Genomic DNA, 26210 nt, shown 5'->3' on the forward strand with positions numbered 1-26210 from the left:
GCGGCGTCGGCAAAACTGGCCTGTCATGAGCGGCGGCGACATCGCATCGATCTTTCAGGGCGCCGCAGTGACGATAACCTTGTCGCTGATCGGCATCCTGATTGGACTGCCGATCGGGCTCGGCCTTGCGCTGCTGCGCTGGGCCAACGTCCCGGTCATCGCGCGGATCGTCGCCGTCTATGTCAGCATGCTGCGCGCCACGCCGCTGGTGACGCTGCTGTTGCTGTTGTTCTTTGCGCTGCCGAACATCGGCATCCCGATCAATCCGATTTCGGCCGCGATCACAGCGCTTGTCATGAACACCTCGGCGTTCAATTGCGAAGTCTGGCGGGCAGCCTTGATGAATTTTCCAAAGGACCAATACGAGGCGGCGCAATCCGTCGGCATGCGCGCTTCGTTACGGTTCCGGCGAATCGTGCTACCGCAGATCCTGCGGGTCAGCCTGCCCGGGCTGGTCAATGAAATGTCGCTGCTGATCAAGGTGACGCCGGTGCTGGCGGTGGTCGGCGTCGTCGACATCACCCGCGCCGCTGTGCGAATAGGCGCCGAGACCTACGACCCGCTACCGCCTTTTCTGGTCGCGATCGCGCTCTACGCGCCGATCGTGTTCGCGCTGGTCGCCTTGCAGCGCTGGATCGAACGCCGCCAGTCTGCCGCCGAGGCCGCCGCATGATCCACGATTTCGGCATCGTCTGGACCGAGCGCGCATTGCTGCTTAGCGGGCTGGCGAATACCACGATCCTGTCGGTATTGGCCGCTATCGCGTCGCTATTGCTTGGCTTCGCGCTGACCCCGGCGCTGATGTCGAAGCACCTTGCCGTATCGGGAACAGCGCGCGTGTTCGTCGATGGGATGCGATGCGTTCCCTTCCTGCTGTTTGCCTATATCGTCTATTACGGCCTGCCGTCGCTCGGCCTCCGCTGGGACAACTGGACCTCGGGCCTGTTCGCCCTGATCGTCTACAATACCGCCTACATGGCCGAGACCCTGCGCGGCGCCTGGGTTGCACAGCCGCGCGAGCCGATCGAGGCCGGCGTCGCGTTCGGCTTTTCCGATCTGAAACTGTTCCGCCGCATCATTCTTCCGCCGCTGCTGCTGTCGGCCGGACCGGTGATCGGCAACCAGACGATCCAGATCATCAAGGACAGTGCTTTCCTCACCATCATCGCGCTGCCGGAATTGACCCATGCCGCCAGTTCGATTCAGTCCAGGCACTATGTGCCGTTCGCGGCGTTCATTACCGCGGTCTTTCTCTATTGGGGCCTTTGTCTGGTGGTCGAGGCCGGCGTGAATTCCGTCGGCCGTCTGGCCGAAGCGCGGCGGTAACAACGATATGGCGGCTTTGAATAAAGTGCTGGATGTCGCGGGTGTCTCCAAACGGTTTGGAGCGAACGAGGTTTTGTCGGACGTCAGCCTGCAGGTCGATAAAGGTGAGACCGTCTGCGTATTGGGACCCTCGGGCTCCGGCAAATCGACCCTGCTGCGCTGTATCAACTGGCTCGAACGGCCCGATGCGGGGCAAATCTATCTGAACGGCCAACGGGTCGGCGTCAGCGGCGCCGGCATCGCCATGAGCGATCGCGACCTGTCGAAGATCAGAACGCGCGTTGGCATGGTGTTTCAGCATTTCGCGCTGTGGCCGCATCTGACCGTACTGCAAAATCTGATGGAGGCACCGGTTCAGGTGCAGCGGCGGCCAAAGGCCGAAGTGCGCGACGAGGCGCTGGCGCTGCTCGAGAAGGTCGGGCTGGTCGAAAAGCGCGATGCGTTCCCGTCCAGGCTGTCGGGTGGCCAGAAGCAGCGCGTCGGCATCGCGCGCGCGCTGGCGATGCGGCCGGATCTTTTGCTGTTCGACGAGCCGACCAGCGCGCTCGATCCGGAGCTGGTCGGCGAAGTGCTGGTGGTGATGCGCGAGCTCGCCCATGAAGGCATGACCATGGTGATCGTGACCCATGAGATGGGATTCGCGCGCGAGGCGGCAACGCGCGTGTTGTTTCTGGATCGCGGCAGGAACGTCGAGAGTGGCCCGCCCGAACAATTTTTCGCCAAACCGGAAACCGAACGGGCCCGCCAGTTTCTCCAGCGCTATGCCGGCGATACCGCGAACGGAAAACACTGACACCGGAGATTAACCATGGACCCGATCTTCCATCTGCTGCCGGGCGCGCCCAACCCGGTCACCCCCTATAGCCACGCCGTCGAGGCCAACGGATTCCTCTTCGTCACGGGGCAGCTTGCCACCGACCCGGATGACGACGAGCTGCCGATGCCGGATGGCGTCGAGGCGCAAACGCGCAAGGTGATGGACAATCTCAACCGCGTGCTGGCCGGTTGCGGGATGAGTTTCGCCAATGTGGTGTTCGCGCGAATCTTCCTGACCGATTTCAAGCGCGATTACGCCCGGATGAACGAGATCTTTTCGTCGCACTTCACCGACGGCAGGCGTCCGGGACGCACCACCGTGGGCGTCACCGACCTCGCCCGCGGTGGAATCGTCGAGATCGACATGATTGCCGCGAGATCGTGAGGGACCTAGAATGACACAGACCAGAATCGAAATTCCGGCTCGCCGCGGCAAGGCTGCCTTCGTCGCGGCGGGACAAACCGTCACCGTCATCAATACCCATGGCGAACAGGTGGTCGACACCTGGGCGTTCAATCGCGCCGATCTCGGTGAGTTCATGTCGAACGAACACACGCGGGCGCATAGCCTGCATTTGATCCCGAAGCCCGGCGATATCCTGCGCACCAACCAGCGCCGCCCGATCCTGACGCTGACCGAAGACACTTCCGGCGGGATTCACGACACGCTGATCGCCGCCTGCGATCGCTACCGCTACGCTTTCCTCGGCGTCGAGGGCTATCACGATAATTGCACCGACAATTTCCTGGCGGCGATGGCCGAGCTCGGCCTCGTTCCGCCGGAAGTCCCAAGCCCGCTCAATCTGTTCATGAACATTCCGTGGTCGCCGGAAGGAATGCTTGGTTTCGAGGCTCCGCCGCGCCCCGTGCCCGGAAGCTACGTCCGCTTGCGCGCCGAAATGGACCTCGTGATCGCATTTTCCGCCTGCCCGCAGGACGTGTTGCCGATCAATGGCAAAGCCGGCAAGCCGGTCGAGGCTCATTTTACGATCGGCTAGGCTACGATCGATTTATTCCTCCAAAGCGGCATGAACCGGCGACAGAACCGGCACCAGACCCGGCGCGTCTAAAAGGCCAGACGCGTCTGAAAGACCAGGTGCGCGCTCGTGCGCTCGAACTTCCGGCCCCTTCATCGGATGGGCCTTCTGGTGCCATCCCCACGCGGTCCGCACGATCGTTGCAAGATCGGAAAATTTTGGCCGGAACATCAGGGCTTCGAACGCGGCGGTCGGATCCGCGACCAACACAGCGGGATCCCCTTCCCTGCGATCCCTTAGCAGCACGGGCACCGGCCTGCCGACACCGGCATGGATCGCCGACAAAATCTGTCGAACCGAATATCCGTTGCCCGTTCCGAGGTTAAAGGATCCGCCGACGCCGCCGCCGAGCAATCGCTTGAGCGCCAGGATGTGCGCGGCCGCGAGGTCCGTGACATGAATATAGTCGCGAATCGCGGTACCGTCCGGGGTCGGATAGTCACTGCCGAAGATCGCGAAATCGGCGGCGTGGCCCTGCAGCGCCATCATCGCACGCGGGATGAGATGGGTCTCGGGATCACGCTTTTCGCCGACCAGGCCTGATGGATCGGCGCCGCACGCATTGAAGTAGCGCAGGCTGAACGATTTCAGGCCATAGGCCGCGCGATAATCCCGCAGAATTTGTTCGATCATCCATTTCGAATGGCCGTAGGGATTGATCGGAAGGCCGGCCTGGGCTTCGCGGATCGGTTTGTCGTCGGCGTTGCCGTAAACCGCGCCGGTGCTGGAGAAAACCAGATTGCCGCATCCGGCCTGCCGCATCGCCTGCAGCAGCGCCAAGGTCCCCACTACATTGTTTTGATAATATTTCTGCGGATCGGACATCGATTCACCGACCAGACTGAACGCCGCGAAGTGAATGACCGCGATGGCGTCATGTTCGCGCAGCGCTGAAGCCACCCTGTCATGATCGCAAACGTCGCCCTCGACCAACGGGCCCCATTTGACGAACGCGCGATGCCCAGTTGAAAAATTATCATAGCAAACCGGATTGAAGCCGGCCTCGAACAGCGCCTTGCAACAATGCGCCCCGATATAGCCGGCGCCTCCGGTGACCAAGACTGACTTCATCGCACTCATCGCAAAATTCCGAAACTCTTTGTTAACCCGTTACGTCTTTTCCGCCGCTCATCAACGCGCAGTTCGCGGCATCCGTCTCGACGTTGGCTAATCGTCTTTAGCGCCTCAGCACTGACCATCCGTATTGGAAATCGATAAAGTTTTCGCGGCGGCATCCATGAAGCGTATAGTTCTCGCTGGCGGCAGCGTAAGCCGGTAGCCGGTAGCCCGGATGAGCGAAGACCGTATGTCCTTCCCAGATTGAGGCGACTCGCCCTCGATGCGCAAGCGAGGGTTGCCCGGATAGGCTGGGTAGAGCCTCACGCAAGGAGGACGAGTCATGGCGGATTATAACGAAGTCTTTGTAGGTATCGATACATCGAAGCTTCGCAATGCAGTGGCCGTTGCGGAAGGTGGGCGGAACGGTGAGGTCCGGTATCATGGCGAGATCGAGAACACGGAGGCGGCGACGCGCAAGCTGGTGAAGAAGCTTGCGGCGCAGCATCGGCAACTGACGTTTTGCTATGAAGCCGGGCCGACGGGGTATGGGCTGCACCGGCTGATCAAGGCACTCGGTCACGAGTGTGTGGTGGTGGCGCCATCGTTGATCCCGAAGAAGCCGGGCGACCGGGTGAAGACCAATCGGCGCGACGCGCTCAACCTGGCGAAGCTGCTGCGCGCGGGCGAACTGACTGCGGTCTGGGTACCGGATGCGCGGCACGAGGCGATGCGGGATCTGGTGCGGTCGCGCGAGGCTGCGGTCGACGACCTCAAATCCAAACGCCAGCAAGTTTTGTCGCTGCTGCTGCGACTCGGTCGGCATTTTGCGGGTAAGCGAACCTGGACCAAGGCCCATATGAACTGGCTGGTAAGCCAGAAGCTCGCCCACCGCGAACAGCGCATCGCATTCGAGGAGATGCTGTTGGCGGTGCGGCAAGCCGATGAGCGCGTGATCCGGCTCGAGAAGGCGATCGCCGCGGCAGTGCCGGAATGGTCGCTTGCAAAGGTGGTGACGGCACTGATGGCCGTGCGCGGTCTCGATCTCATTTCGGCTACGATTTTTCTTGCCGAGATCGGCGATCTGTCGCGCTTTGCCAGCCCGCGCCAATTGATGGCCTATCTCGGCCTGGTGCCGGGCGAAGCATCGACCGGTGACAGGGTCTGGCGCGGCGGCATCACCAAGGCCGGCAATCATCGGGCACGGCGCATTCTGGTGGAGTGCTCCTGGAGCTATCGTCATCCTCCGCGCGTCGGCAAGAAGAAGCTTGCCAAGGTAGAAGCCGCACCACCCGCCGTCCGGGAGATCGCCTGGAAGGCGCAGGCGCGCCTGACCGCGCGCTACCGCGCATTGGCACGGCGCGGCAAACGGCCGACACTTGTGGTGACCGCGATTGCGCGTGAGCTGTCGGGCTTCATTTGGGCCGTCAGCCGCGCCGTCGGCGCGCCTGCAACGCCGGCGGTGTGAATACATCGACAGACCTGACAAGGAGCCAGCACCCGGACCGCAATCCGGACAAATATCGTGCAACGGCGGGGGCGAAGCCACGGCAGGGGAATTCCCGATATCGCTTTGTGGCCGATCAAGCGATCGACGCCCGCGCGTAGACAGCGGAAAGCCCCGGACGAAATCTCGGAACTGCGGTTTAAACCCGCGTATCAGAGTTTGATCACCGACGTCTTCAGGCTTTGCCTCCACCGTTGCACGATCATCCCTACCGCACGCTCCAGCGAAATTCGCAGGGAGCCGACAACTCATGATCAAACCACTTGACGAAGGACATCAGAGCGATATGCGGGAAACGCCGAATCCCCGGATATCGCTTCGCTCATCCGGGCTACGACCATGACTCCGCGTTCTCGCGACGGCATTTCGCCCGAGTTTTGTAAATTCATTTCGCCCCCAAAAAGAGAGGGCGCAGGGAAGACCGGGTGCGCGCTGCACCCGCGGTCCCGTGTGCAAAAGCAGAGTAGAAAACGCACACGAGCATACAGGTTCAGCGGAAGCAGTCCGGCCTTCCCTGCGCAATGGTGTTACAGCTTATATCGTGCTCTCCCCGGCGAGACCTTGGCTTGTTTGTCACCGTCATTCCCAGGAAGCGCGAGCTTCCTGCGAACTTGACACCAGCCACTGGGGCGTCAGGACCACACGACTTTGCCGTCCGCTTCAGCCGCGCTCGTCAGTCGCAGCTTTCGCGTCCATCGCACCCCGACCCGCGTTTCGTGACGAATGCGCATACGCCCCTCTGGTGGGACGGGATGGCACAAGAAGTGAAGCTGATTTGCCTTGACGATCAAGCGCGACCGCTGCGACACATTGGCACGACGGGCAACTCACCGAAATGCTGTCAAGTTTTATTTGCTGCTTCGACGCCCTTGTCCTTCCAAAATCAGTCGGCCGCTTGTCAGGCCGGCCGGGCCGGCGCAGATTGCGGCCACCCGACAAGCAAGAGCAAAAAGGAGAAAACATGATTATCGACCACGCCAGGCTGCGCACATTGGCAAATCGCATCGTCGCGGCCGGCGGCAGTTCACCCGACGAAGCCAGCATCGTTGCCGAGCATCTGGTCGAAGCCAATTTGCGCGGCCACGACAGCCATGGCGTCGGCATGCTGGTCGCCTATGTGCGCGACTTCGAGGCCGGGACGCTCAAGGCCAACCAGAAGCCCGAGATCGTCTCGGACACCGGCACGATCTCGGTCTGGGATGCGCATGCCGGCTACGGCCAGGTGGTCGCCCGTCAGGCGGTCGAATGGGCGATCGGGGCCGCGCAGCAGCATGGCGTCGCGGTCAACGGATTGCGCAACGCGCACCACATCGGTCGGGTCGGCACCTATGGCGAGATTGCCGCGCGCGCGGGCATGGTGGCGATGCACTTCGTCAACGTCGCCTCCGGTCCGCCGCCGGTTGCGCCGTTCCGCGGCCGTGAAGGCCGCTTCCTGACCAATCCGGTCTGCATCGCCATTCCCGGCACGGCGAGCAACGAGCCGATCCTGCTCGATTTCGCCACCAGCCGTGTCGCGATGGGCAAGGTGCGGGTGGCGCACAATGCCGGCAAGCCGATGCTCGACGGCGCGATGCTCGACCACGACGGCCATCCCACCACCGACCCGTCCGTGATGTACACCGAACCGCGCGGCGTGGTGTTGCCGTTCGGCGAGCACAAGGGCTCTGGTCTTGCGCTGGTCTGTGAAATTCTGGCCGGCGCCATTGTCGGCTCGGCCAGCGTGACCACCAGCACGCCGCCGGAACGTGGCATCATCAACGGCATGCTGAGCATCGTCATCGACCCCGCGCGGCTTTCCGCGCGCGACAGCATGATGGCCGAGATCGACGCCATGATCGGATGGGTGAAGTCGGCCAAGCCTTCCGACCCGGATCTTCCGGTGCTGGTCGCCGGCGAGCCGGAGCAGATCGCGCGCGCCCAGCGTCTTGCCCATGGCATCGAGGTCGATGACGAGACCTGGAGCCAATTGTCGGCGATCGCCGAACGCTATCAGATTCCGGTCGGCCGATAGTTGAAGCGGCGGCCTAAAGCATAATGAGATTAGATCAAGCCATAGCGGCAACGGGAGCGCGCTCCCTCTCCCACCCAACTCGGGTTTACCCAAGTTGGGCATTAATATTTGTCGAAGTCGGATATATCCGACTTCGACTGGGAGAGGGTTGGGGTGAGGGGTTACGGCCTCTCGTTAAACGCCCCTCACCCGATTTGCACCGGACGATGCTTCGCATCGCCGGGAGCAAATCGACCTCTCCCCGACGGGGAGAGGTGGGCTCAAATACCGGGCCAGACCGACTCAATTACTGAATGATAAGGAGACATCGCATGCGTTCGTCATACCGTTGCTCGCCGGGACAGCAACGTGCGCGGCGCGCCAGCTTCGCCGGGATTGCGCTCGCACTCCTGATCGTCGGCGGCGCGCTTGGCGCGGGGCCGGCAGGTGCCGCCGGCGAAAAGGACGTGCTGGCGCCATCCGGTCATTTGCGTGTCGGGGTCTATCCGGGCAGCCCGACCTCGCAGGTGACCGATCCCAACACCCAGCAGATCCATGGCGTGACCTACGATCTCGGGCGGGAATTCGCCGCGCGACTGAACGTGCCGGTCGAATATGTCCCGTTCCAGCGCATCGCCGACGTCGTCGTTGCGATCAAGGACGGCAAGGTCGATTTCACCGTCACCAATGCCACGGCGGCGCGGGCCAACGACGTGAGCTTCAGCCAAAATCTGTTATCGGTCGAGCTTGGCTATCTGGTTCCGGCCAATTCCGCGATCGTTCGGGCCGAGCAGATCGACGGGCCCGGCATCCGCATCGGCGTCACCAAAGGCGGCACCTCGGAACGGGTTCTGTCGGAAAGATTCAAGAACGCGAAAATCACTTCCGCCGAAAGCGTCGCGGGCGCGATCAACGCGCTGCGCAATGGCGAACTCGACGTCTACGCCACCAACAAGGCCATCCTGTTCCAGATGTCGCAGTCGCTACCCGATGCGCGGGTGCTGGATGACAATTGGGGCCAGGAGCATATGGCGATCGCGGTTCCGAAGGGGCGCGAGGCCGCACGCGAGCTGCTCGATGGCTTTGTGCGCGACGTCCAGTCCAGCGGACTCTTGGAGCAGATCGAGGCCAATGCAGGGCTGAAGGGCGCGGTGAAAGCCGCGAGGGATTGAAACGGACAGGCGCACGCAGGTTGTGCCTGTGAAGCTACCTCGGCCGTCATCCTGAGGTGCGCGTCGTCTTCGACGCGCCTCGAAGGATGGTGTTCAGCGCAGTGCGTGCGGCCATCCTTCGAGGCGCGCAAGAAAGTGCGCGCACCTCAGGATGACGGTTTCGCATTTTGCGCGGCCTCATGGTGAGGAGGCGCCCTTGCGCCGTCTCGCCGCTCCTCAGGATGACGGCGGTGATGGCTTCACAGGCTAAAGTCCCGTCAGCACGCGCACGGCCTTGGCGGCGGCGGAGGCGCGGTTTTCGACGCTGATTTTCAGATAGATCTGGTCGAGATATTTGTTGACCGTGCGGGGACTGAGCCCGAGGATTTCCGCGATATCGCGATTGGATTTGCCGGCCGCGATCCAGAGCAGCACGTCGGTCTCGCGGTCCGTCAACGCGAAGGCGCGCCGCAGCGCCGACTTGTCGGCGGCGGCTTCGACCAGCGCCAGCCGCAGCAGGATTTCGCTGTCCGAGACCTTGCCGACATAGATGATCTCGATCGCGCGGTCGCCGACCTTCATCTTGGTGCTGGACGCCTGCCCGTTGGACGGCGGGTTCAAACAGGATGCGAGTTCGAGCGGGACGGTAAACGCCGCCGTGTCCTCATAGTTGAGGACCTCCTTGAGCAGGCGGGTCGCCTGCGGCGTGCTCCACACCGTGCGGCCGGTGCTATCGACCGCAATCAGAAAACGTCCGGTCAGATCCAGCGCGGCCCGCGCACTGCGGACACTTTGCGCGGTCGCGAGGTGGCGCTGGATCCTCGGCAGCAGTTCGCCGGGAATGATAGGCTTGGTGACGTAGTCGACGCCGCCGGCCTCGAAACCGCGAATGATATCTTCGGTCTCGCTCAGGCCGGTCATGAAGATCACCGGCAGATCGACAAAGGATGCGCTGGCCTTCAGCCTGCGGCAGGTCTCGAAGCCGTCCAGCCCCGGCATCACGGCATCCATCAGCACGATATCAGGCGCGACGCGATCGACCAGCGCCATCGCAGCCAGCCCGTTGAGCGCAACAAGCACGGTCAAGCCGGCGTCTTCCAGCGCGTCGGTGAGGAAGTTCAGCGATTCCACCGAGTCATCGACGATCAGGACCGTTTCGCGGCTCTTCATGCGCCCTGCTCCTGCTCGATCAGTTCCGAGAGCAGCGCGATATAGCGCGGGAAATCCAGGTCGCGCGACAGCGGTTCGAGGCGATCGACCAGCCAGCGGTAGTCCTGCGACTGCGAGGCGACATCCGATAGTTTCTCCCGGATACCGCGGACATAGCCGATCTCGCCCAGTTGACGGAGATCCAACAGCTCACGCAGGTCCGGCATCCTTTGATTCTTGTCCGCCAGATCTTTGCTTGCCAGATCTTGGCCTGCCAGATTTTTGCCTGACATAACCGTTGCCTCGACGTCGTGGGCGGCCCCGTTGATCGGCTGCTCGCCGTCCGACATATCGGATCCCGGCTTGACGATCCACTCGATGTCCAGGAGATCGGCGATGGTTTGCAACAGGCTGCCGATATAGAATGGCTTGATCTGTACCGCGTCGTAATGCCGGATGCGGCCCCGATGGGCATCGATCTCGAAAGCGTTGCCCGAGAGCATCACGATACGCGACGATGGCGACACCCGCTCGTGAAGCTCGGCGGCGACATCCCATCCGCTCATGCCGGGCATCGCGACGTCGAGCAGCACAAGATCCGGCTGGTGCTCGCGCGCCATGTTCAGGCAGGCGATGCCAGAATCGGCGACAATGACGGAAAAGCCGAGCGGGCCCAGCACTTCAGTGACGATGGCGCAATGCGTTCGGTCGTCGTCCGCGACGATGATCGAGCGCCGGCGGCCGCGATAGCCTCTGATATCGGTATGCGGCTTCGGCGGCGCGGTCGGGTAAGTGACTTCGGACAGCAGCAGCCGGGCCTTGAACACGCTGCCTTTGTCCGGCTCGCTGGTCAGATTGATCTCGCCGCCCATCACCTGGACCAGCATCTTGGTGATGGTGAGGCCGAGGCCGGTGCCCGGGACCGCCGCGCCGTTCGGCTGTTCGCCGCGCTCGAACGGCTCGAAGATCCGCGCCTGATCCTCGGGGCGAATGCCGAACCCGGTGTCGGAGACTTCGATTTCGGCGAACATGTTGCGGTAGCGGATACGTAAAGTGACCTGCCCGCGCTGGGTGTATTTGACGGCATTCGACAGCAGGTTGATGATGATCTGGCGCAGCCGCCGCCCATCGCCGTACACCGCGGCCGGCAGCGGGTCCAGAATCTCGAAATTGAAATCCAGGCCCTTGGTATTGGCCTGGAGCCGGAACATATCCGCGAGCTGTTCCAGCAATTCTCGTAGATGCAGTTCCTCGCGCCGCAGATAAAGCTGACCGGATTCGATCTTCGAAATATCCAGCAGGCCATCGACCAGGCCCGACATGTGCTCGGCGCTGCGGCGAACCACGTTGATGGCGCTGCGGCGATGCGCCGGGATGGATGAGTCGTTGGTCAATATCTGGCCATAGCCCAGCACCGCGTTGAGCGGCGAGCGCAATTCATGGCTGATGCCGATCATGTAGCGGCTCTTGGCGAGATTGGCCGCGACCGCGACATCCTTGGCTTTTTGCAGTTCGGCATTGGACGCCTGAAGCGCCGCGTCGGTGCGGGTATGGGCGTCGATTTCCTCCATCAGCAGCGTGGTTTGCCGCTCGGATTCTTCCTGCGCCAGGGTGCGGCTCTCGCGCGCCAGCACGATCATCCAGGCCGACACGGCGCCCACGATCGCGAAGACCCAGAAGGTGTGCACCGACATCGACCAGATCACGTCGGCCCGGTTGCCGTCCTCCAGGATGGTTTGAACGTGAACGAACGCGACCACGCCGGCAATCATCAGGGCCAACGAGAAGAACACGATGGCGTAGCGGGCGAAGCGCTCAAGCGTGACGCCGACCGCCCGCTTCGGCGCGATATCCTTCAGCACGCCGGAGATCTGCTCGGTGAGACTGTAGCCGGGCTTGCAGCGATCGCCGCAGCGCGCGTCGAGCGTGCAGCACAGCGAACAGATCGGCCCGTCATAGGCCGGGCACGACGCCATGTCCTCGGCATCGAAAGTGTGTTCGCAAATACAGCAGGTGCGGCGAACCAATGAGGGCGGCGATTGGTCGGGCACCCGCGCCAGATAATGCTTGCCTTTGGTTGCAAACGCCAGCACCGGGGTGAGGACAAACGCCGTCAGCAATCCGATGAAGCCGGACAGCGCTTCCATGTCTTCGCCGAGCGCGCCGGAGAACGTCAGCAACGCCAGGAAGCTTGCGAACATCATCGCTCCAGAGCCGACCGGATTGGCCCCGGGCAAATAAGCGCGCTTGAATTCGATCCCGCTCGGGCTGAGGCCGAGCGGCTTGTTGATGACGAGATCGGCCGTCAGCGCGCCGATCCAGGCCACCGCGAGGTTGGAATAGATCGCCAGGATCGAACCGAGTGCGTGATAGACGCCGAGCTGCATGATCAGAAGCGCGATCGCCACATTGAAGACCAGCCAGATCACGCGCCCGGGATGGCTGTGCGTCATGCGGGCAAAGAAATTCGACCACGCGATCGAGCCGGCATAGGCGTTGGTCACGTTGATCTTGATCTGCGACAGCGTCACGAACAGCACCGTGGCGGCGACGATCAGGCGATCCGAATGGAACAGATAGCTGAAGCCGACGCGATACATTTCGACCGGCTCGGCGGCATATTGCGGCGTCAGGCCGTGACGCATCGCGACCACCGCCAGCACCGATCCGGCCAGCATCTTCAGCGCACCGACCACGATCCAGCCGGGACCGCCGATCAGCGTGGCGCTCCACCAGCGCCAGTCGAAGCGGCTGCGATCGCGCGGCGGCATGAATCGGAGGAAATCCGCCTGCTCGCCGATCTGTCCCATCAGCGAGAAGATCACCGATGCGGCGGCGCCGAACAGTACGAAATCGAATGCGGGCTTCATGCCATCGACACCGGCAAAGTTGATCCAGCTCCGGAAATTGTCCGGCGCCATGATGGCCAGCGCCACGAACGGCGATAGTTGCAGGACGGTCCAGAGCGGCTGGGTCCACAATTGCAGCCGGCTGATCAGCGTGATGCCATAGGCCACCAGCGGAATGATGATCAGCGAGGACAGCGCGTAGCCGACCTGGAGCGGAATCCCCAACCCCATTTCGAGTGCGACGGCCATGATGGCGGCCTCGATCGCAAAGAACACGAAGGTGAAGATCGCGTAGATCAGCGACGAGAGCGAGGAGCCGAGATAGCCGAAGCCTGCGCCCCTGGTCAGAAGGTCGATGTCGAGGCCGTAGGTCGCAGCGTAATAGGCAATCGCCAGCGAACTCAAGAAAATCAGCGTCGAAACCACGGCAATGGCGCAGATCGCGTTGGTGAAGCCATATTGCAGCGTAATCAGGCCGCCGATCGCCTCCAGCGCCAGGAATGAGATCGAACCAACGGCGGTGTTGGCGACGCGAAAATGCGACCAACGGCGCGCCACCCTGCCCGTAAAGCGCAGCGCATAGTCCTCAAGCGACTGATCGGCGACCCATTGATTGTATTGTCGCCGGACACGCACGATCCGTTGTGTCGCCGACATCAGTCATGACCCCCGCGGACGTTCTTTTCGCAGCTTCACACCATGGTCGCTTCACGCCATGGCCACGACCGCCGAAACCAGCCTAGTCGAATGCGATTGCCTACAAGAGGGTAAATCCACGTATATCGCGCCGCAGTCATCCGCGACCTATTGTCCGCCAACGCGCGCCGGATGCGGCGCGCGCGGGCGTTGATGCCGTCGAAAGCCCCATAACGTCCAAACAAAGGGCACTGCCTGGCGTGGGTTTGCGCAAATCAGCTGGCAAGCAGCTCCTTGAGCGCGGCGTCGATGGTCTTGATGTCGTCGGGGCTGGTGCCGGGTCCGCCGGCGAAATGACCCCAATACGTCTTGACCACCCGCAACTCGGCGTTCGGCATGTTCTCGACCTCGAAGGCGCTGTCTTCCGGCGGGAAATAGAGATCGGTCGAGGCCGGCATCACGATGGCCTTGGCCTTGATCGACGAGAGCGCCTTCTTGTAGTCGCCGCCGTACAGCGGATTGTTGGAGATGTCGCCGTTCTGCCAGGTGGAGAGCATGGTCAGGAGATTGTTGGCGTCCTTTGAAAGCAGCCAGCCCTCCCAGAACCCCACCAAAAAATCTTCCAGCGAGGCGTAGCCCATCTTCTTGAGATCGGCCTCGACGCGATAGAAGGTCTGGGAAAATCCCCACCCCGCATAGACCCGGGACGCGGCGCGCAATCCCTTGGCGGGCTGCTCCTTGTAGAAGCCGTCGGCGAAGGCGGCATCGGCCTGAAGTGCCGCCTTGACGCCCTCGAGGAACACGAAATTATGCCGGGAGCATTTGGCCGATCCCTGGAACGGCAGGATGCGCTCCACCATGTCGGGGAAGATCGCGCCCCAATGGAACGTCTGCAGCGCGCCCATCGACCAACCGGTCACCAGCTTGATCTTGCTGATGCCGAATTTCTCGGTCACCAGCCGGTGCTGCTGCACGACGTTATCGTAGGCCGTGACCTTCGGAAAACGCGAGGCATTGTAGGGCGCCGGCGTATTGCTCGGCGACGACGACAGTCCGTTGCCGAACATGTTGGGAACGATGATGAAATATTTACGCGGATCGAGCGCCATGCTCTCGCTGATCAGCCACTCGTTTTCGAGATGCGTTCCCGAATACCAGCAGGGATAGACGATGACGTTATCCTTGGCCTCGTTGAGCTTGCCGTAGGTCTTGTAGGCCATCTGGGCCCCGCGGATGGTCTGCCCGGATTGCAGGACAACGTCGCCAAGCTCGAATATTTCGTAGTCGGCCATCTAAATCTCCTCTTGCTGCTGCGGTTAGGCGTCTGACGATTGAAGGCGGTGGTGGTGTCGATTTTCAGGTTCGCTCCAGCAGACGGGCATGATCGATCGCCCATGTCGCCAGCACGACGTCGCCGATGACAAGCGGATCCCTGAAGAAAACCCGCTCCGGCACATAGGCGACGAATTCCTCGTCGGCGATCGCATCCAGCATCACCTTGACGAACGATCCCTGATATTCGATCGCAAGCACGCGACTCGACAGCGCCGACCGGTCCTGCGGCGAGATCTCGGCATCGGGACGCAACAGCTCGATGTCGTCGCGCCTGACCGCGACATCGATGCGGTCGCCGACGCCGATCCGCGCATTGCCACGCAGCGGCGCCGCCAGCGTCTTGCGATCGGGCTGCGCGAACATCAGCCGGCCGCCCTCGATGGTCTCGACCTTGCCCGACAGCACATTCTGGCCGCCGAGAAACTCCGCGACATAGCGATCCCGGGGACTGGCATAGACTTCCCGCGCGGGCCCGGCCTGCTTGATCTGGCCGGCTTCCATCACCACCACCATATCGGCCAGCGCAATGGCTTCGAGCTGCGAGTGGGTGACGTGCACGAAGGTGATGCCGAGCTCGCGCTGCATGCGCTGCAGCTCCAGACGCATCTGCACCCGCAATTGCTCGTCGAGTGCCGACAGCGGCTCATCGAGCAGCAGCACGCGCGGCTCGGTGATCGCGGCACGCGCCAGCGCCACGCGCTGCTGCTGGCCGCCCGAAAGTTGCGCCGGCAGGCGGTCGGCGAGTTCGGTCAGCCGCACCTTCTCGATCATCGCATCGGTCTGCCGGTAACGATCGGCTTTCGATAGGCCGCGCACCCGCAGCGCGAAGGCGATATTGTCGCGAACGCTCAGATGCGGAAACAGCGCATAGGACTGGAACATCATCGCGGTGCCGCGCTGCACCGGCGCGAGGCCAACGACGTTCTCGCCGCCGATCACGATTTCGCCGTCGGTCGGATCCTCGTGGCCCGCGATCATGCGCAGGATCGTGGTCTTGCCGCAGCCCGACGGTCCGAGGAAGCAGCAATAGGCGCCGTCCGGAATCTTCAGGTTGATGCCGTGCACCACGGAGTGGACGCCGTCATAGCTTTTGCTCAGGCCTGCCAGTTCGATATCGCCGCGCGAAACCGCCATAGGTTATCCTCAATGTCCGCCGACGCGAGCGCCGCGCCGTTTTTGCATCAGCACGATGGCGCCCAGCGCCGTCCCGATGATGATGAAGGAGATGATGGTGGTCACCGTGCCGAGCGCGTACAGCGACGGCGAGGTGACGTTGAGGGTCATGCTCCAGATCTCCAGCGGCAGGGTATTTTGCGGCCCCGCGGTCTGCAGCGTCCGGGCGAACTCGTCGTAGGACAGCGTGAAACCGAACAGCGCCACCGCGACCAGGCCCGGCGCCAGCACCGGAATAATCACCAGCCGGATGATCTGCCAGGGCGTGGCGCCGAGGTCGCGCGCCGCCTCTTCCCAGGCCGGATTGAAACGCGACATCACCGCGAACATCACCAGCACGCCGAACGGCAAGGTCCAGGAGAGTTGCGCGCCGAGCGCCGAGCCGTACCAGGAGGTATCGATGCCCAGCGCGTTGAACAGAAGTCCGACCCCGATGCCAAGCACCAGGCCGGGCGCCACCAGGCTGCCGATCATTAGGGAGAACACGACATTGTCGCCGGGAAATCGGCGGCGGAACGCCATCGCGGCCATGAAGGAGACCACCACGGTGATGATCGTCACCAGGATGGCGAGCTTGATCGAGCGGTCGAAGGCGCCCTTGACGTCGCCGGTTCGCACCTGCGTGAACAAATCGACGAACCAGTGCAGCGACAGGCCCTTCATCGGAAACACCAGGCCGCCGCGCACATCCTGAAACGACAGGATGTAGATGCAGATCATCGGGCCATAGAGCGCCACGACGTAAAAAGTAAACAGCGTGGCCAGCAGGTAGAAGGTCCAGGGCCGGCCACCGCGGCTCGGCGAGATCGCCCGCTGTTTTGCGCGCGCCGGCGCCAGCGCGGCTGCTTGCTGGGCCGCGCTCATTGCGTGATTTCCTTCCGGATATCGACGGTGCGCAGGATCAGCGACACCATCGCCAGCAGGATCACGGTGAGGACAACCGCGCTGGCCGCAGCACTCGGATATTGCAGCACCGAGATGTCCTCGTAGAACGCGCCGACGACTGAAGCTGAACTGCCGCCGGACATCACCTTGGTGACGAAGAAATCACCCATCACGATCGAGGCCACGAAGATCGACCCGAGCGCGATGCCGCTTTTGGACAGCGGCACCACGATCAGCCGCATGATATCGAAACGGCTGGCGCCGGCATCGACCGCGGCCTCCACCACCCGCTTGTCGATGCGGGCCATCGAGTTGAAGATCGGCACGATCATGAAGATCGTCAGCTGATGCACATAGGCAACGACCACCGCAAAGCTCGAATAGAGCAGGAAGGTGAGCGGCTCGTGGATCAGGCCGATGCGCAGCAGCGCCGAGTTGATCAGGCCTTCCTTGCCCAACAGCGGAATCCAGGAAATCATCCGGATGATGTTGGAGGTCCAGAACGGTACCGTGCAGATCAAAAACAGGCCGATCGCCAGCAGCGGGTTGCGGACGTGGAACACCAGGAAATAGGCGATGAAGAAGCCGAGGATCAGAGTGAAGAACCAGGTCAGCACCGTGAACTTCACGGTTTCGTAGTAGAGATTGAAGGTCAACGCCGACGTCAGCACGTTGCGGTAGTTCGCCAGCGTAAAGGTCGGGATCAGGCCGCCGAAGCCGTCGGTTTCGAACACGCTCGCCACCAGCACCACCAGGATGGGCAGGACGAAGAACGGAATCAGCACCAGCATCAGCGGCGATATATAGAGCCAGCCCACGAGCGGTCGGGAAACGGTCATAGATTCTCTCGGTGGAAATCGACAAATGCTCCGGCCGGCGCGAAAACGCCGACCGGGAATGGGCAAGCAGCGTGGATCAGGCGACCTTGAAGTCGTTCCAGCGCTTGTTCATGTAGGCCGACTCGTCCATCAGCGTGTTCCAGCACGAGATGTTGGTGACGCGATCGACAAAGGATCCGCCGTCGCGGACGGTGCCGGCCACTTCCATCGGCACGCCGTACGGATCGGTGACGGGTTCGGGGGCCGGCTTGCCCTCGTACCAGAAGGTGTATTCGGCCGGCGTCATGAACTTCTTGGCGGTCGAGGGCACCGGGCTGTAATAGCCGTAGCGGCTGACGAAGGCGCCCTGCCAGCCCGACATGTACCAGTTCATGTATTCATAGGCGGCATCGAGCTTCTTGCCGGTCAGGTGCTTCATCAGGCCCATGCCGTTGCACCAGCCGCGATAGCCTTCCTTGCCGTCCTTGATGTTGACCGGGGCATAGGTGCAGGGAATCTGCTTGACCCGGACAGCGGCGACCGCGGGCGACCACATCGACTGGATCACCACTTCGCCGGCCGCCATCAGCTGCACCGATTGATCGAAGGTGGTCCAGGTGGCGCGGAACTGGCCGGCCTTTTTCAGCTCGATCAGCTTGTCGCAGGTGAAGTCGATCTCCTTCTTGGTCATGTTGCCTTTGTTGCCGTATTTGATCAGACCCGCGCTTTCAAAGCACAGCGCAGCATCCATGATGCCGATCGCCGGCACGTCCAGGATGGCGGCCTTGCCCTTGAATTTCGGATCGATCAGATCCTTCCACGCGGTCACGGTGTGACCGACCAGATCGGGGCGGTAGCCGATCGAATCGGCGTTGTAGACCTGGGGAACGTTGGTCAGCCATTCGGTGACGCCGTCGTGCAACTCGGTCGAATCGGGCTTTTCGACATAGAGCGCCTCGTACGGCGAGATGCCCTGGCGCGGGATCTTCTTGCCGTCGAGTTCGCCCTTGGTGAAGATCGGCAGGAAATTGTCGAACTCCTTGATCTTCTTGGCCTGGATGCCCTGGATGACGCCGCGCTTGGCGGCAAGCTTGGCCTGCCAGCCCTCGAGGTCGGCGATGTCGACGCTGTTCGGCTGGGTGATGAAACGATTGATCGCGGCCGAGGTGTCGAGATTCTGCATCGTCACCTTGAAGCCGAGATCCTTGGCCGCCTGGTCGCCGATCGCCTTCACCACGGAATAGGACACGCCGACATGACGCAATTCGATGTCCTTGATCTCCTGCGCCCAGATGGTGGGGAAACCGGTGATCGTGCCGCTTCCCGCCGCAGCACCAGCGGCTGCGGCCGCTCCCTTCAGCAGCGAACGACGACTGAGGCCGCGTTTGCCGTTCGAGCTCCTGGTTGGATCCTTCATCCGATTCCCCTTTTCCTGATTCGCGTGTGAAATTTGGCCGCAAATTTTCGCGCGCGCGAACGAACTTCGTCGCACGTGTCGATCGCCCCCCAAGGGCAGGTAAATTTCGCTTGGCTATTAGGTTGATGCTGTTGCCGTTGCACCGTGACATGAAGTCTACGGAGGCTGACGTCAGCCGATAGTAGTCATTTGACTAGGGTCGGGTGAACGCAATTGCGTTCATCCCCGGGTCGGCGGTGACAGAGCCGCTCGGGGTGCGCGTGTGGTAGCGCTGTCGCAATTCAACGGCGAGATCGGGACTAGCGCGGAATGATTATCTTCGAATCGTCATCTAGGCGCGATTCGCAGCGACAAAGCCCATCACCCGGCAGATCGTTCGACGACCATCGGTGGGCTCGCGTACTTTTGTCCCCAAGCCTGCATGGCAACGAGGATCGGGCCGAGGTCGCGCCCCTTGTCGGTCAGCACATAATCGGCCCGCGGCGGAGACATCGAATAGAAACGCCGCTCCACGATGCCATGTTGCTCAAGCGTCCTCAGGCGCTCCGACAACGTCGTCGGTGCGATGCCACTCAGCGAATCCTGGAGGTCCTGAAAGCGCCTCGCACCGTGAACCAGCAGGTCGCGCAGGACCAGGCAGGTCCAGGTCGATCCGATCGCACTGAGTGTGCAAGCCACCGGGCAGTCGTCGTCATACTGCTTTTGCATGGCCTAACCTATCCAGCGATCACGATTTTGGCAACTCACTTCGATTTTTCGGGAATTCACGATTTCGGCAATTGACTTCGTATTTAATAGTCACTATCGACGTGATATGCAAGATTATGGAGAGAGCCAAATGCGCAAGACCCTTGTTACGATTCTGTTTTCGGCACTGATGGCGGCGTCGTCGGTCCAAATCGCCGCTGCGGCGCAGCATCCCGTCGGACATCACCATGCCCATAAGGCAATCAGTCGGGCTGCTCTGACCAACGACCAGTTCCGCAACTCCAACAACGAGCAGTTGCGGGATACCACCGTCTACGGCATGTGCGGCAATCTTCCCGGTCCGTGCCAGTAAGCAATAGCGGAGGCTGACAACGGCCTGCTTGGGTAGCGATCTTGTGGCCGCGCGGGTTCGATCCCCGGCGGCAGCGCGGGCTGGCGAGTACGCAGCCTCTCAAGAACACGCCCAATCGGGGCTATGGACGCGCGGCGCCGGGGCAGTCATCGACAATTCCCGATATCGTCGTGCCGAACCATGCGGCGGGGCTTGCCTGGCCCGCCGCATGGGGGCCGATAGGCTCCTTCCTGGAGGAGCGACGGCATGGCAGCCGCGGCGCGCCCGCAGCGCCCAGGCCAGCCAATCAAACGTTTGGATCCAGGACTTCGAGCCGTCGAAGCGGTCGGTTCCAATGGCCCGCGCGTTCCGCAAGGCTTCAACGAGGCTTCAATGGAAAGTTTCTCGAACAAAGTTGCCCGCCAAACAAATAAGCGCGCCTGGCCCAAGCCAAACGCGCCTTCATTTACGTCGAATTGTCGGCTGCTAATCCCTTAGGCCTTGCGGGCTATCCGGGGCTCAGCTGGGCCCATTGGCGACCGCCATTCAGTTCCCTGAGCTGATTCACGTAAGCCTCAGGCTTCTGCAAATGGAACGGCGTCTTCAGGCCCATGAAGGACGCGATCTCGCCAATGAATGAGGTGCAATTGGTGGTCTCGGCATTCCAGAGCGGATTGGTCTCTTGAAGATGCTTGATATAAGCGAACGTCTTCATGGCGTCGGCTTCGCTGAGATAAACCCGGTAGCTGGCCGTCAGATATTGAACGTCCAGGTCTCCATAGGTGGCTCCCGTTCCCGCCGGCACCCACATCAGATGCCCCAGCATGTACGGAACCTCGTCGCCCTGCGGCCACAAGCCGGCGACTTCGACCTTCTTGTCGGTGGTCTTGCCGAACCAAACAAAGGCATGACCATAGGTAGCGGCAGTGCGCGCGCGGAAATCGACGTAATAAGGCCCTTTGGCGGAGACGCCAGCCTGGGACCTTCGAACCGGCTTCACCTCATTAGAAGGTGAAACCGCATCTGATGTAGCAACCGCTGCGACGACACTGCGCTTCGCTGACGGCTTGTGCGGAGTGGGATCCTGCTGATCAGTGCTGGCAGCAACCTGCTGTGCAACACTGTTTCCAGTTCCCAGACCCACGGTGGCTGTGAGGACAAGCGCCCCCAGAACCAATCGTGGACCTATCTTTCCCCAGATCACTCTCGTCATTTAACCCTCGCCGGACCAAGACAACGAATCTAGCAGCCCCTGCCCGTCAAAGGCATTCCCAGGGCAATTAGCCCTTGGTTACGATCGGAGCCGGAGCCTTGCCAATCGGACCCTTACCGATCGGGCCCTTGCCAATCGGACCCTTGCCGATGGGCGCTTTGCCAATCGGAGCTTCCGAGTAGACGGGCTGCGGGCGGGGAAGGTCAGCAGCGCGAGCAACGCTAGCGACGGCGAAGGTAGCGACGGCTCCGATAATCACAACTTTCAACATAGCAATCCTCCAGCAATGGGTGTCCCAAGTCTCGGTTAATCGTTAACCGCTCCGCCGTTGCGATGCAATTAACAGAGCTCAACACCACCGCCGCCCACCCCCCTTTTTTGCCAAATGTTGCAGAAAAGGCACGAACCGCACGACTGTCAGGCGCGGCCGAATTGATATTCGCGACCGCAAGCGCCGCCATCAGTAAACTTTCGGTAAAACGCGGTAAGTCCGCACCATATATTCGCGATATTGGTCGCCAAAAGTGTCCAGCATGATTCGCTCCTCACGCGAGACGCGGCCAAAAAACAAAACCCCGAAGCCGACAATGCCCGAGAGCCCCGCCACCCAGTTCGGCAGCAGGAGCGCCTGGGCAAAGGCCCAAAGCCAGAAGGCCGAATACATCGGATGCCGGACCTTTTGGTAGACCCCGTCGGTGATGAGCCGGTGATCGACCCGCACGTCGAGGCTGACGGACCAGTTCCGGCCGAGCGCCCGGTGCGTCAGTTGAAACATCGAGAGCGAGACGATCGCAAACAGCAGGCCCAGCCAAGCTTGAACCGGGTGGAACGCATAATCGGCGAAATGCGGGATGCCGGTGCAGATATACAGGACCGGCAACAGGCCGAGCCCGGTCAGCGATATCAGCAACAGCGCGGTTTCGCGCGGACCTCGGGCGCTGCGCGCGACCGGCGTGCGATTTGAACGCCTCGCATATTTGTAGCGGATCGCATACCAGCCGATGGCCAGCATCACGAAAACGAATTTTGAGAACGCAGGTGTCATGACGCCGCTCAGCCTGGGCTGGTTCAAGTGAGGGCCTGCTTTAGGCAACTTTGCCGATCAGCGCCACTCGAATGCAGTTTTCTTGGATCAGGTCTCGTGGTCAGGTCCCGTGGTCAGGTCTCTCTTGGCCGGCTGACACGACCCGGCGGCTTTGCCTTGAGGACACGGTACGTTGTATGTGGGCAGGCCGCATGATTAGTCTTAAGCCGCAGTCGCACGCGTTGAGGCAGTTTCGCGATGACCATGGCCATCCATAGGTACCGGCCCATGTCGAGCGGCAATGGACCAGGTTTTTTTGTCAACGGTTCCCGCTCCATCAAGGATACCTTCACCCGGTGCTGCCAAATAGCCTACCTCGGCGCCGCGATCCTGGGTTGTGCAACGGAACGTGCGTCGGCGCAGGCCGCGGCGAACATGTCCGCCGCGGAAATCTGCCTCGCTGCGAATTCGAGCCTTTCCTTGGGCGCGCGTTTGCCGCGCACCGCTGACCATCTGAAATCCGGCGAGCCACTCAAGATCGTTGCCATCGGTTCGTCCTCGACCGTGGGACTTTGGGAGCTTCGTCCGGCGGCAACCTATCCCGAGGTGATGCGACGGGAGATCGAGCGGCTGCAATCGAACGCCAGGATCAGCGTCGTCAACAGCGGTCGCGTCGGCGACACCATTCCCGATAACATCGCCCGCTTCGAACGCGACGTTTTCGCATTCGCGCCGGATCTTATCTTGTGGCAGCTCGGCACCAACGACATCGCCTGGGGCGGCCATGTCGACGACCAGCTCAAGAGCAAGGTCGTTCAAGCCGTCCACGCGCTGAAGGCCAGCGGCGCCGATGTGGTGCTGATCGACCTGCAATACACGCCGATGGTGCTGGCGTCCGACTATTCGAGAATGCAGGCCCTGATCACCGAGGTCGCCCAGCAAGAACGGATCGGCCTGTTTTCCCGGTTCGCATTGATGCGCAAGTCGATCGACGCCGGCCTTGCGCCGGACGCGCTCGTGTCCTGGGACAGACTGCACAATTCGAGCGAAGGCTACGATTGCATCGGGCGAGCGCTGGCGCGCACGATTCTGGCAAGCACGCGTTGAAACAAGCAGGCTTGGAAACAGGCAGGCTTGGAAACAGGCAGGCTTGAAACGAAAGAGCTTGGAAACGAACGGGCTCGAAGAGTCACTGCCCGATCAGCGAACCGTCAGCCTGAAATCGACCGACAGGGCCGGTTGGCGCCGTGATCTCGTCGAATTCGAGCGGACCGCAGGTAATCATGCAGTAGTCGTAAGGCGCACGCTGGGCGTTTCCCATCAGGAACTGATAGTGCAATCGCATGAAATTGAACCTGTAACGCCTGAAGGACGCCGGATCCATCATGGAATGGATCTGCACGCGGCGGATATTCGGCCGCCCATCCAGTTCCTCGCGCCCTACTCGCTTCAGCCTCACCGGGTCGAACCGGTAAAAGCTGATCACGTCATCACGCGCCTGGTATTCCACCCAACGGATCGAGGTCTCGCCGGCAACGGCTCGTGTCGCCTGTCGAAAGGAAGCGCCTTTCGGGTGCAACGCGAACTTCGGGATCGTGGCGCCGACCGTCAGAATGCACAGTGGCGGCCCATGTCTGGAGAATTGCGAATCCTGCTTCAAACTCCGCGCCACCGCTGCGAGCGCCATCGCGGCGCCAAGCGAGTGAGCGACCACCAGAATTTCGTCGACATCGGCCTTGCGGACCCGTTCAAGAATCTTGCCTGCGAAATCGTCGATCCTCTGCTCCATCTCAGGTTGTTGGCCACGAAGCAGCTGCCGGGAAAAAATATTGTCGTCGAGCGCGTGATTGATCCTGCGGCGCGGGCCGAGCCAGTGCATCAGCACGAGGAAAATCACGACCGCGAGCAAGATGCCTGCAATCGCTGCCGCGACACCCGTCAAACCCGACAGCCGGGTTACCGCGTCAGCGAGCCCGGCGCCGACCAACCCGAACAGCGCGACCGAGACATACGGAAAGATGAAAAAGCCGGCGTATTTCCAATTTGCGCCGACATAGCGAAACCAGGTTCCGGTCGCGAAGAAGTCAAATAACGCAAACATGGAATGATAGAGACGCGACAGCATTCCTCGCCGGGATTCGCGCAGGACAAGATCATCCCAGCGCAGCATCTCGAAAGTCGTCTCGGTCCTCCAGTTCGGCCCCCAGGCCTGCGACTGCCAGGACGCGCTGACATCAGAGCAATCGAGCAGCGCCGAGGTTTGCGACGAAACGTTCCAGGTTTTCTTGAAGGCCGAAAGTGACCGGCGAAAGCGTTCGACCTGCTGTTCGGGCGTTATCGGATCGTAGCCACCGATATGAAAGACATGTCGCCGCCCGATCATCTCCTTTTGGCTCCAATATGCTAGAGCCTTCTCGGTTCTGATGGAATCAGAACCGAGAAGGCTCTAGGCTCTTGTTTTGACGCGTTTTCTTGACGCGAACCGGCGTCCACTTCGCTCGAAAACGCTCTAGTCGATCGATTACATAACACCAAACGGTTCAAACTCGACCTCATCCTGAGGAGCGCGCTCTTGCGCGCGTCTCGAAGGATGGCGGTGAGTCCGTGCGGTGCGGCCATCCTTCGAGACGCATCGCAAGTGCGATGCTCCTCAGGATGAGGGAGGAGAAGCATCCCGATATGATCCGTCGCTGGCAGCAGCGCGGGGGGATTCTCCCCGACGTCAGCCTCCTCAGCTCATGGTCAACTGCGATCGGGTTTATCCGAAGGCTTGCTTACCGGCAACTGACGCCGGCTGCCGCCCGGACCAGCCCCAGCACCGCCCGGTGGACGCGCGCAGAGCCCGCCAAAGCGACATGGCCTTCGCCCGGCTCAGCCCTCATATCGATGTTCTGCAGCGAGCCGCGAAAACCGCTGGAACGCGCAACGGTTTGCCCAACCCCGCCGGAGACGTAAAAATTCTCCAGGGTGCGCACATTGGCCGGAACGCTGGTTCGACTGACCGGATCGACCGTGACGACCAAACCGACCCTGACGCCGGCCTGCCCGAGTTCGTCGGCCATCTCGACGCCCGCGCCGGCGCCCAATGAATGACCGACAATGGCGATGGAGTTGATCCGCCCAGCCTTGCAATCCGCCGCCGCCTCGCTGGCATACGCGTCGGAAAGCGAGTGGTTTCCGACGACGGCCTCGACACCGCGCTGGCGCAGTTCAGCGGCGAGCTGATCCATGCCCAATGAAAATACGTTCAGAAAGCCACGCAGCAAATAAACCCGCTGGTGCGGACGCACCGGCGCAGCCACCTGGGTCGAACGCGCCGACGAAACCAGATGGTGCCGATGCAACGCACGGGCCTGAACGGGAGTGGTGAAGGTAATGCAAGGCTGACAAAAAACGAAAGACGCAAGCAAAACCGAGTAAACCTTGGAACAGCGCATCATAATCCTGCAATAGCCACGAAATAATTAGACACGCTTCTAGTTGCCGTTCTCTGGCCCGTCAACAAATTCCCTAGCGTCCGCACTTCGATGCAAAGCCTTGAAACCGGTTCCGTGGCTGCCCGATACGGCTTCATCATCGACCGCTCGCGATTTTTTGATGCGCACGAAAAGTTCATTTGCAGATGAACGGCAAGTCTTGAACGGAAGGTCTTGAACGGAAGGTCGCGAACATCAGAACGGGATGAGATTAGATTGCGCTGGAGCTATCGGCGCACTTCACTTCACCTCTCCCCGGCGGGGAGAGGTCGATTTGCCCCCGGCGATGCGAAGCATCGTCCGGCGCAAATCG

At 61.6% G+C, this 26210-nt stretch carries 24 protein-coding genes; 10 read left to right on the plus strand and 14 right to left on the minus strand.

What is annotated here, in order from left to right; genetic code table 11:
- Positions 1-25 precede the first annotated feature (25 nt).
- Genes GSQ88_RS08715 through GSQ88_RS08735 form a run of 5 tightly spaced genes read left to right on the plus strand, consistent with a single transcriptional unit; the run spans position 26 to position 3140 of the window.
- On the plus strand, positions 26-673 hold the full coding sequence (locus GSQ88_RS08715) for an amino acid ABC transporter permease (RefSeq protein WP_159007126.1): 648 nt from the start codon (positions 26-28) through the stop codon (positions 671-673).
- Positions 670-1326, plus strand: coding sequence for an amino acid ABC transporter permease (locus tag GSQ88_RS08720; RefSeq protein ID WP_159007128.1), 657 nt, complete (start codon positions 670-672; stop codon positions 1324-1326). Before GSQ88_RS08715 ends, GSQ88_RS08720 begins: the two co-directional genes overlap by 4 nt.
- A gap of 7 nt (positions 1327-1333) precedes the next feature.
- The gene (locus tag GSQ88_RS08725) at positions 1334-2119 is read left to right on the plus strand and encodes an amino acid ABC transporter ATP-binding protein (protein WP_159007130.1); all 786 of its coding nucleotides are present in this window, start codon (positions 1334-1336) and stop codon (positions 2117-2119) included.
- A gap of 15 nt (positions 2120-2134) precedes the next feature.
- Entirely contained in the window at positions 2135-2527 is a 393-nt protein-coding gene (locus GSQ88_RS08730; protein ID WP_159007132.1) for a RidA family protein, read from the plus strand.
- Between the two features lie 10 nt (positions 2528-2537).
- Complete coding sequence (locus GSQ88_RS08735) at positions 2538-3140, plus strand: DUF1989 domain-containing protein (RefSeq protein WP_159007134.1); 603 nt, start codon at positions 2538-2540, stop codon at positions 3138-3140.
- A gap of 12 nt (positions 3141-3152) precedes the next feature.
- Here GSQ88_RS08735 and galE read toward each other — a convergent pair whose 3' ends face one another.
- The gene (gene galE / locus GSQ88_RS08740) at positions 3153-4259 is read right to left on the minus strand and encodes a UDP-glucose 4-epimerase GalE (RefSeq protein WP_159007136.1); all 1107 of its coding nucleotides are present in this window, start codon (positions 4257-4259) and stop codon (positions 3153-3155) included.
- A 319-nt stretch (positions 4260-4578) separates the two neighbouring features.
- Here galE and GSQ88_RS08745 point away from each other — a divergent pair, with 319 nt between their 5' ends.
- The 3 genes from GSQ88_RS08745 to GSQ88_RS08755 all read left to right on the plus strand — a co-directional run bounded on the left by GSQ88_RS08745 (position 4579) and on the right by GSQ88_RS08755 (position 8904).
- Entirely contained in the window at positions 4579-5703 is a 1125-nt protein-coding gene (locus tag GSQ88_RS08745) for an IS110 family RNA-guided transposase (protein WP_159007138.1), read from the plus strand.
- 1000 nt (positions 5704-6703) lie between these two features.
- Positions 6704-7753 (plus strand): malate/lactate/ureidoglycolate dehydrogenase, encoded by a 1050-nt coding sequence (locus GSQ88_RS08750; protein ID WP_159007140.1) that lies wholly within the window; start codon positions 6704-6706, stop codon positions 7751-7753.
- 311 nt (positions 7754-8064) lie between these two features.
- Complete coding sequence (locus GSQ88_RS08755) at positions 8065-8904, plus strand: transporter substrate-binding domain-containing protein (protein ID WP_159007142.1); 840 nt, start codon at positions 8065-8067, stop codon at positions 8902-8904.
- Between the two features lie 246 nt (positions 8905-9150).
- Here the strand turns inward: GSQ88_RS08755 and GSQ88_RS08760 are convergent, their stop codons facing one another.
- The 8 genes from GSQ88_RS08760 to GSQ88_RS08795 all read right to left on the minus strand — a co-directional run bounded on the left by GSQ88_RS08760 (position 9151) and on the right by GSQ88_RS08795 (position 19853).
- Positions 9151-10053 (minus strand): response regulator transcription factor, encoded by a 903-nt coding sequence (locus tag GSQ88_RS08760; protein ID WP_159007144.1) that lies wholly within the window; start codon positions 10051-10053, stop codon positions 9151-9153.
- Entirely contained in the window at positions 10050-13538 is a 3489-nt protein-coding gene (locus tag GSQ88_RS08765; protein WP_159007146.1) for a hybrid sensor histidine kinase/response regulator, read from the minus strand. Before GSQ88_RS08765 ends, GSQ88_RS08760 begins: the two co-directional genes overlap by 4 nt.
- Positions 13539-13792: 254 nt before the next feature.
- Positions 13793-14809, minus strand: a complete 1017-nt coding sequence (locus tag GSQ88_RS08770; protein ID WP_159007148.1) for an alpha/beta fold hydrolase — start codon at positions 14807-14809, stop codon at positions 13793-13795.
- 64 nt (positions 14810-14873) lie between these two features.
- Positions 14874-15986, minus strand: coding sequence for an ABC transporter ATP-binding protein (locus tag GSQ88_RS08775; RefSeq protein ID WP_159007149.1), 1113 nt, complete (start codon positions 15984-15986; stop codon positions 14874-14876).
- Positions 15987-15995: 9 nt separating this feature from the next.
- Positions 15996-16889, minus strand: coding sequence for an ABC transporter permease (locus GSQ88_RS08780; protein WP_159007150.1), 894 nt, complete (start codon positions 16887-16889; stop codon positions 15996-15998).
- A complete protein-coding gene (locus GSQ88_RS08785) occupies positions 16886-17749 on the minus strand; it encodes an ABC transporter permease (protein WP_159007151.1) in 864 nt (287 codons plus the stop codon). The genes GSQ88_RS08780 and GSQ88_RS08785 overlap by 4 nt, the downstream gene beginning before the upstream one ends.
- 76 nt (positions 17750-17825) lie before the next feature.
- Positions 17826-19145, minus strand: coding sequence for an ABC transporter substrate-binding protein (locus GSQ88_RS08790; protein WP_159007152.1), 1320 nt, complete (start codon positions 19143-19145; stop codon positions 17826-17828).
- 360 nt (positions 19146-19505) lie between these two features.
- On the minus strand, positions 19506-19853 hold the full coding sequence (locus GSQ88_RS08795; RefSeq protein WP_159007153.1) for a winged helix-turn-helix transcriptional regulator: 348 nt from the start codon (positions 19851-19853) through the stop codon (positions 19506-19508).
- A 130-nt stretch (positions 19854-19983) separates the two neighbouring features.
- On the opposite strand from GSQ88_RS08795, the gene GSQ88_RS08800 reads away from it, so the two are divergent.
- Positions 19984-20205, plus strand: a complete 222-nt coding sequence (locus tag GSQ88_RS08800; protein WP_159007154.1) for a hypothetical protein — start codon at positions 19984-19986, stop codon at positions 20203-20205.
- Between the two features lie 487 nt (positions 20206-20692).
- On the opposite strand, the gene GSQ88_RS08805 is transcribed toward GSQ88_RS08800, so the two are convergent.
- The 3 genes from GSQ88_RS08805 to GSQ88_RS08815 all read right to left on the minus strand — a co-directional run bounded on the left by GSQ88_RS08805 (position 20693) and on the right by GSQ88_RS08815 (position 22442).
- Entirely contained in the window at positions 20693-21397 is a 705-nt protein-coding gene (locus tag GSQ88_RS08805) for a hypothetical protein (protein ID WP_159007156.1), read from the minus strand.
- A gap of 67 nt (positions 21398-21464) precedes the next feature.
- The gene (locus GSQ88_RS35570; protein ID WP_159007158.1) at positions 21465-21668 is read right to left on the minus strand and encodes a hypothetical protein; all 204 of its coding nucleotides are present in this window, start codon (positions 21666-21668) and stop codon (positions 21465-21467) included.
- A gap of 189 nt (positions 21669-21857) precedes the next feature.
- A complete protein-coding gene (locus GSQ88_RS08815) occupies positions 21858-22442 on the minus strand; it encodes a protein-S-isoprenylcysteine O-methyltransferase (RefSeq protein WP_159007159.1) in 585 nt (194 codons plus the stop codon).
- Positions 22443-22856: 414 nt separating this feature from the next.
- Here GSQ88_RS08815 and GSQ88_RS08820 point away from each other — a divergent pair, with 414 nt between their 5' ends.
- On the plus strand, positions 22857-23528 hold the full coding sequence (locus GSQ88_RS08820) for an SGNH/GDSL hydrolase family protein (RefSeq protein ID WP_246735142.1): 672 nt from the start codon (positions 22857-22859) through the stop codon (positions 23526-23528).
- Positions 23529-23610: 82 nt separating this feature from the next.
- On the opposite strand, the gene GSQ88_RS08825 is transcribed toward GSQ88_RS08820, so the two are convergent.
- The gene (locus tag GSQ88_RS08825) at positions 23611-24804 is read right to left on the minus strand and encodes a hypothetical protein (RefSeq protein WP_159007161.1); all 1194 of its coding nucleotides are present in this window, start codon (positions 24802-24804) and stop codon (positions 23611-23613) included.
- 391 nt (positions 24805-25195) lie between these two features.
- Positions 25196-25765: a hypothetical protein gene (locus GSQ88_RS08830; RefSeq protein ID WP_159007163.1), complete on the minus strand. Its 570-nt coding sequence runs from the start codon at positions 25763-25765 to the stop codon at positions 25196-25198.
- Positions 25766-26210: the final 445 nt, after the last annotated feature.

Source organism: Bradyrhizobium sp. S69, assembly GCF_009766005.1.
GTDB lineage: Bacteria > Pseudomonadota > Alphaproteobacteria > Rhizobiales > Xanthobacteraceae > Bradyrhizobium.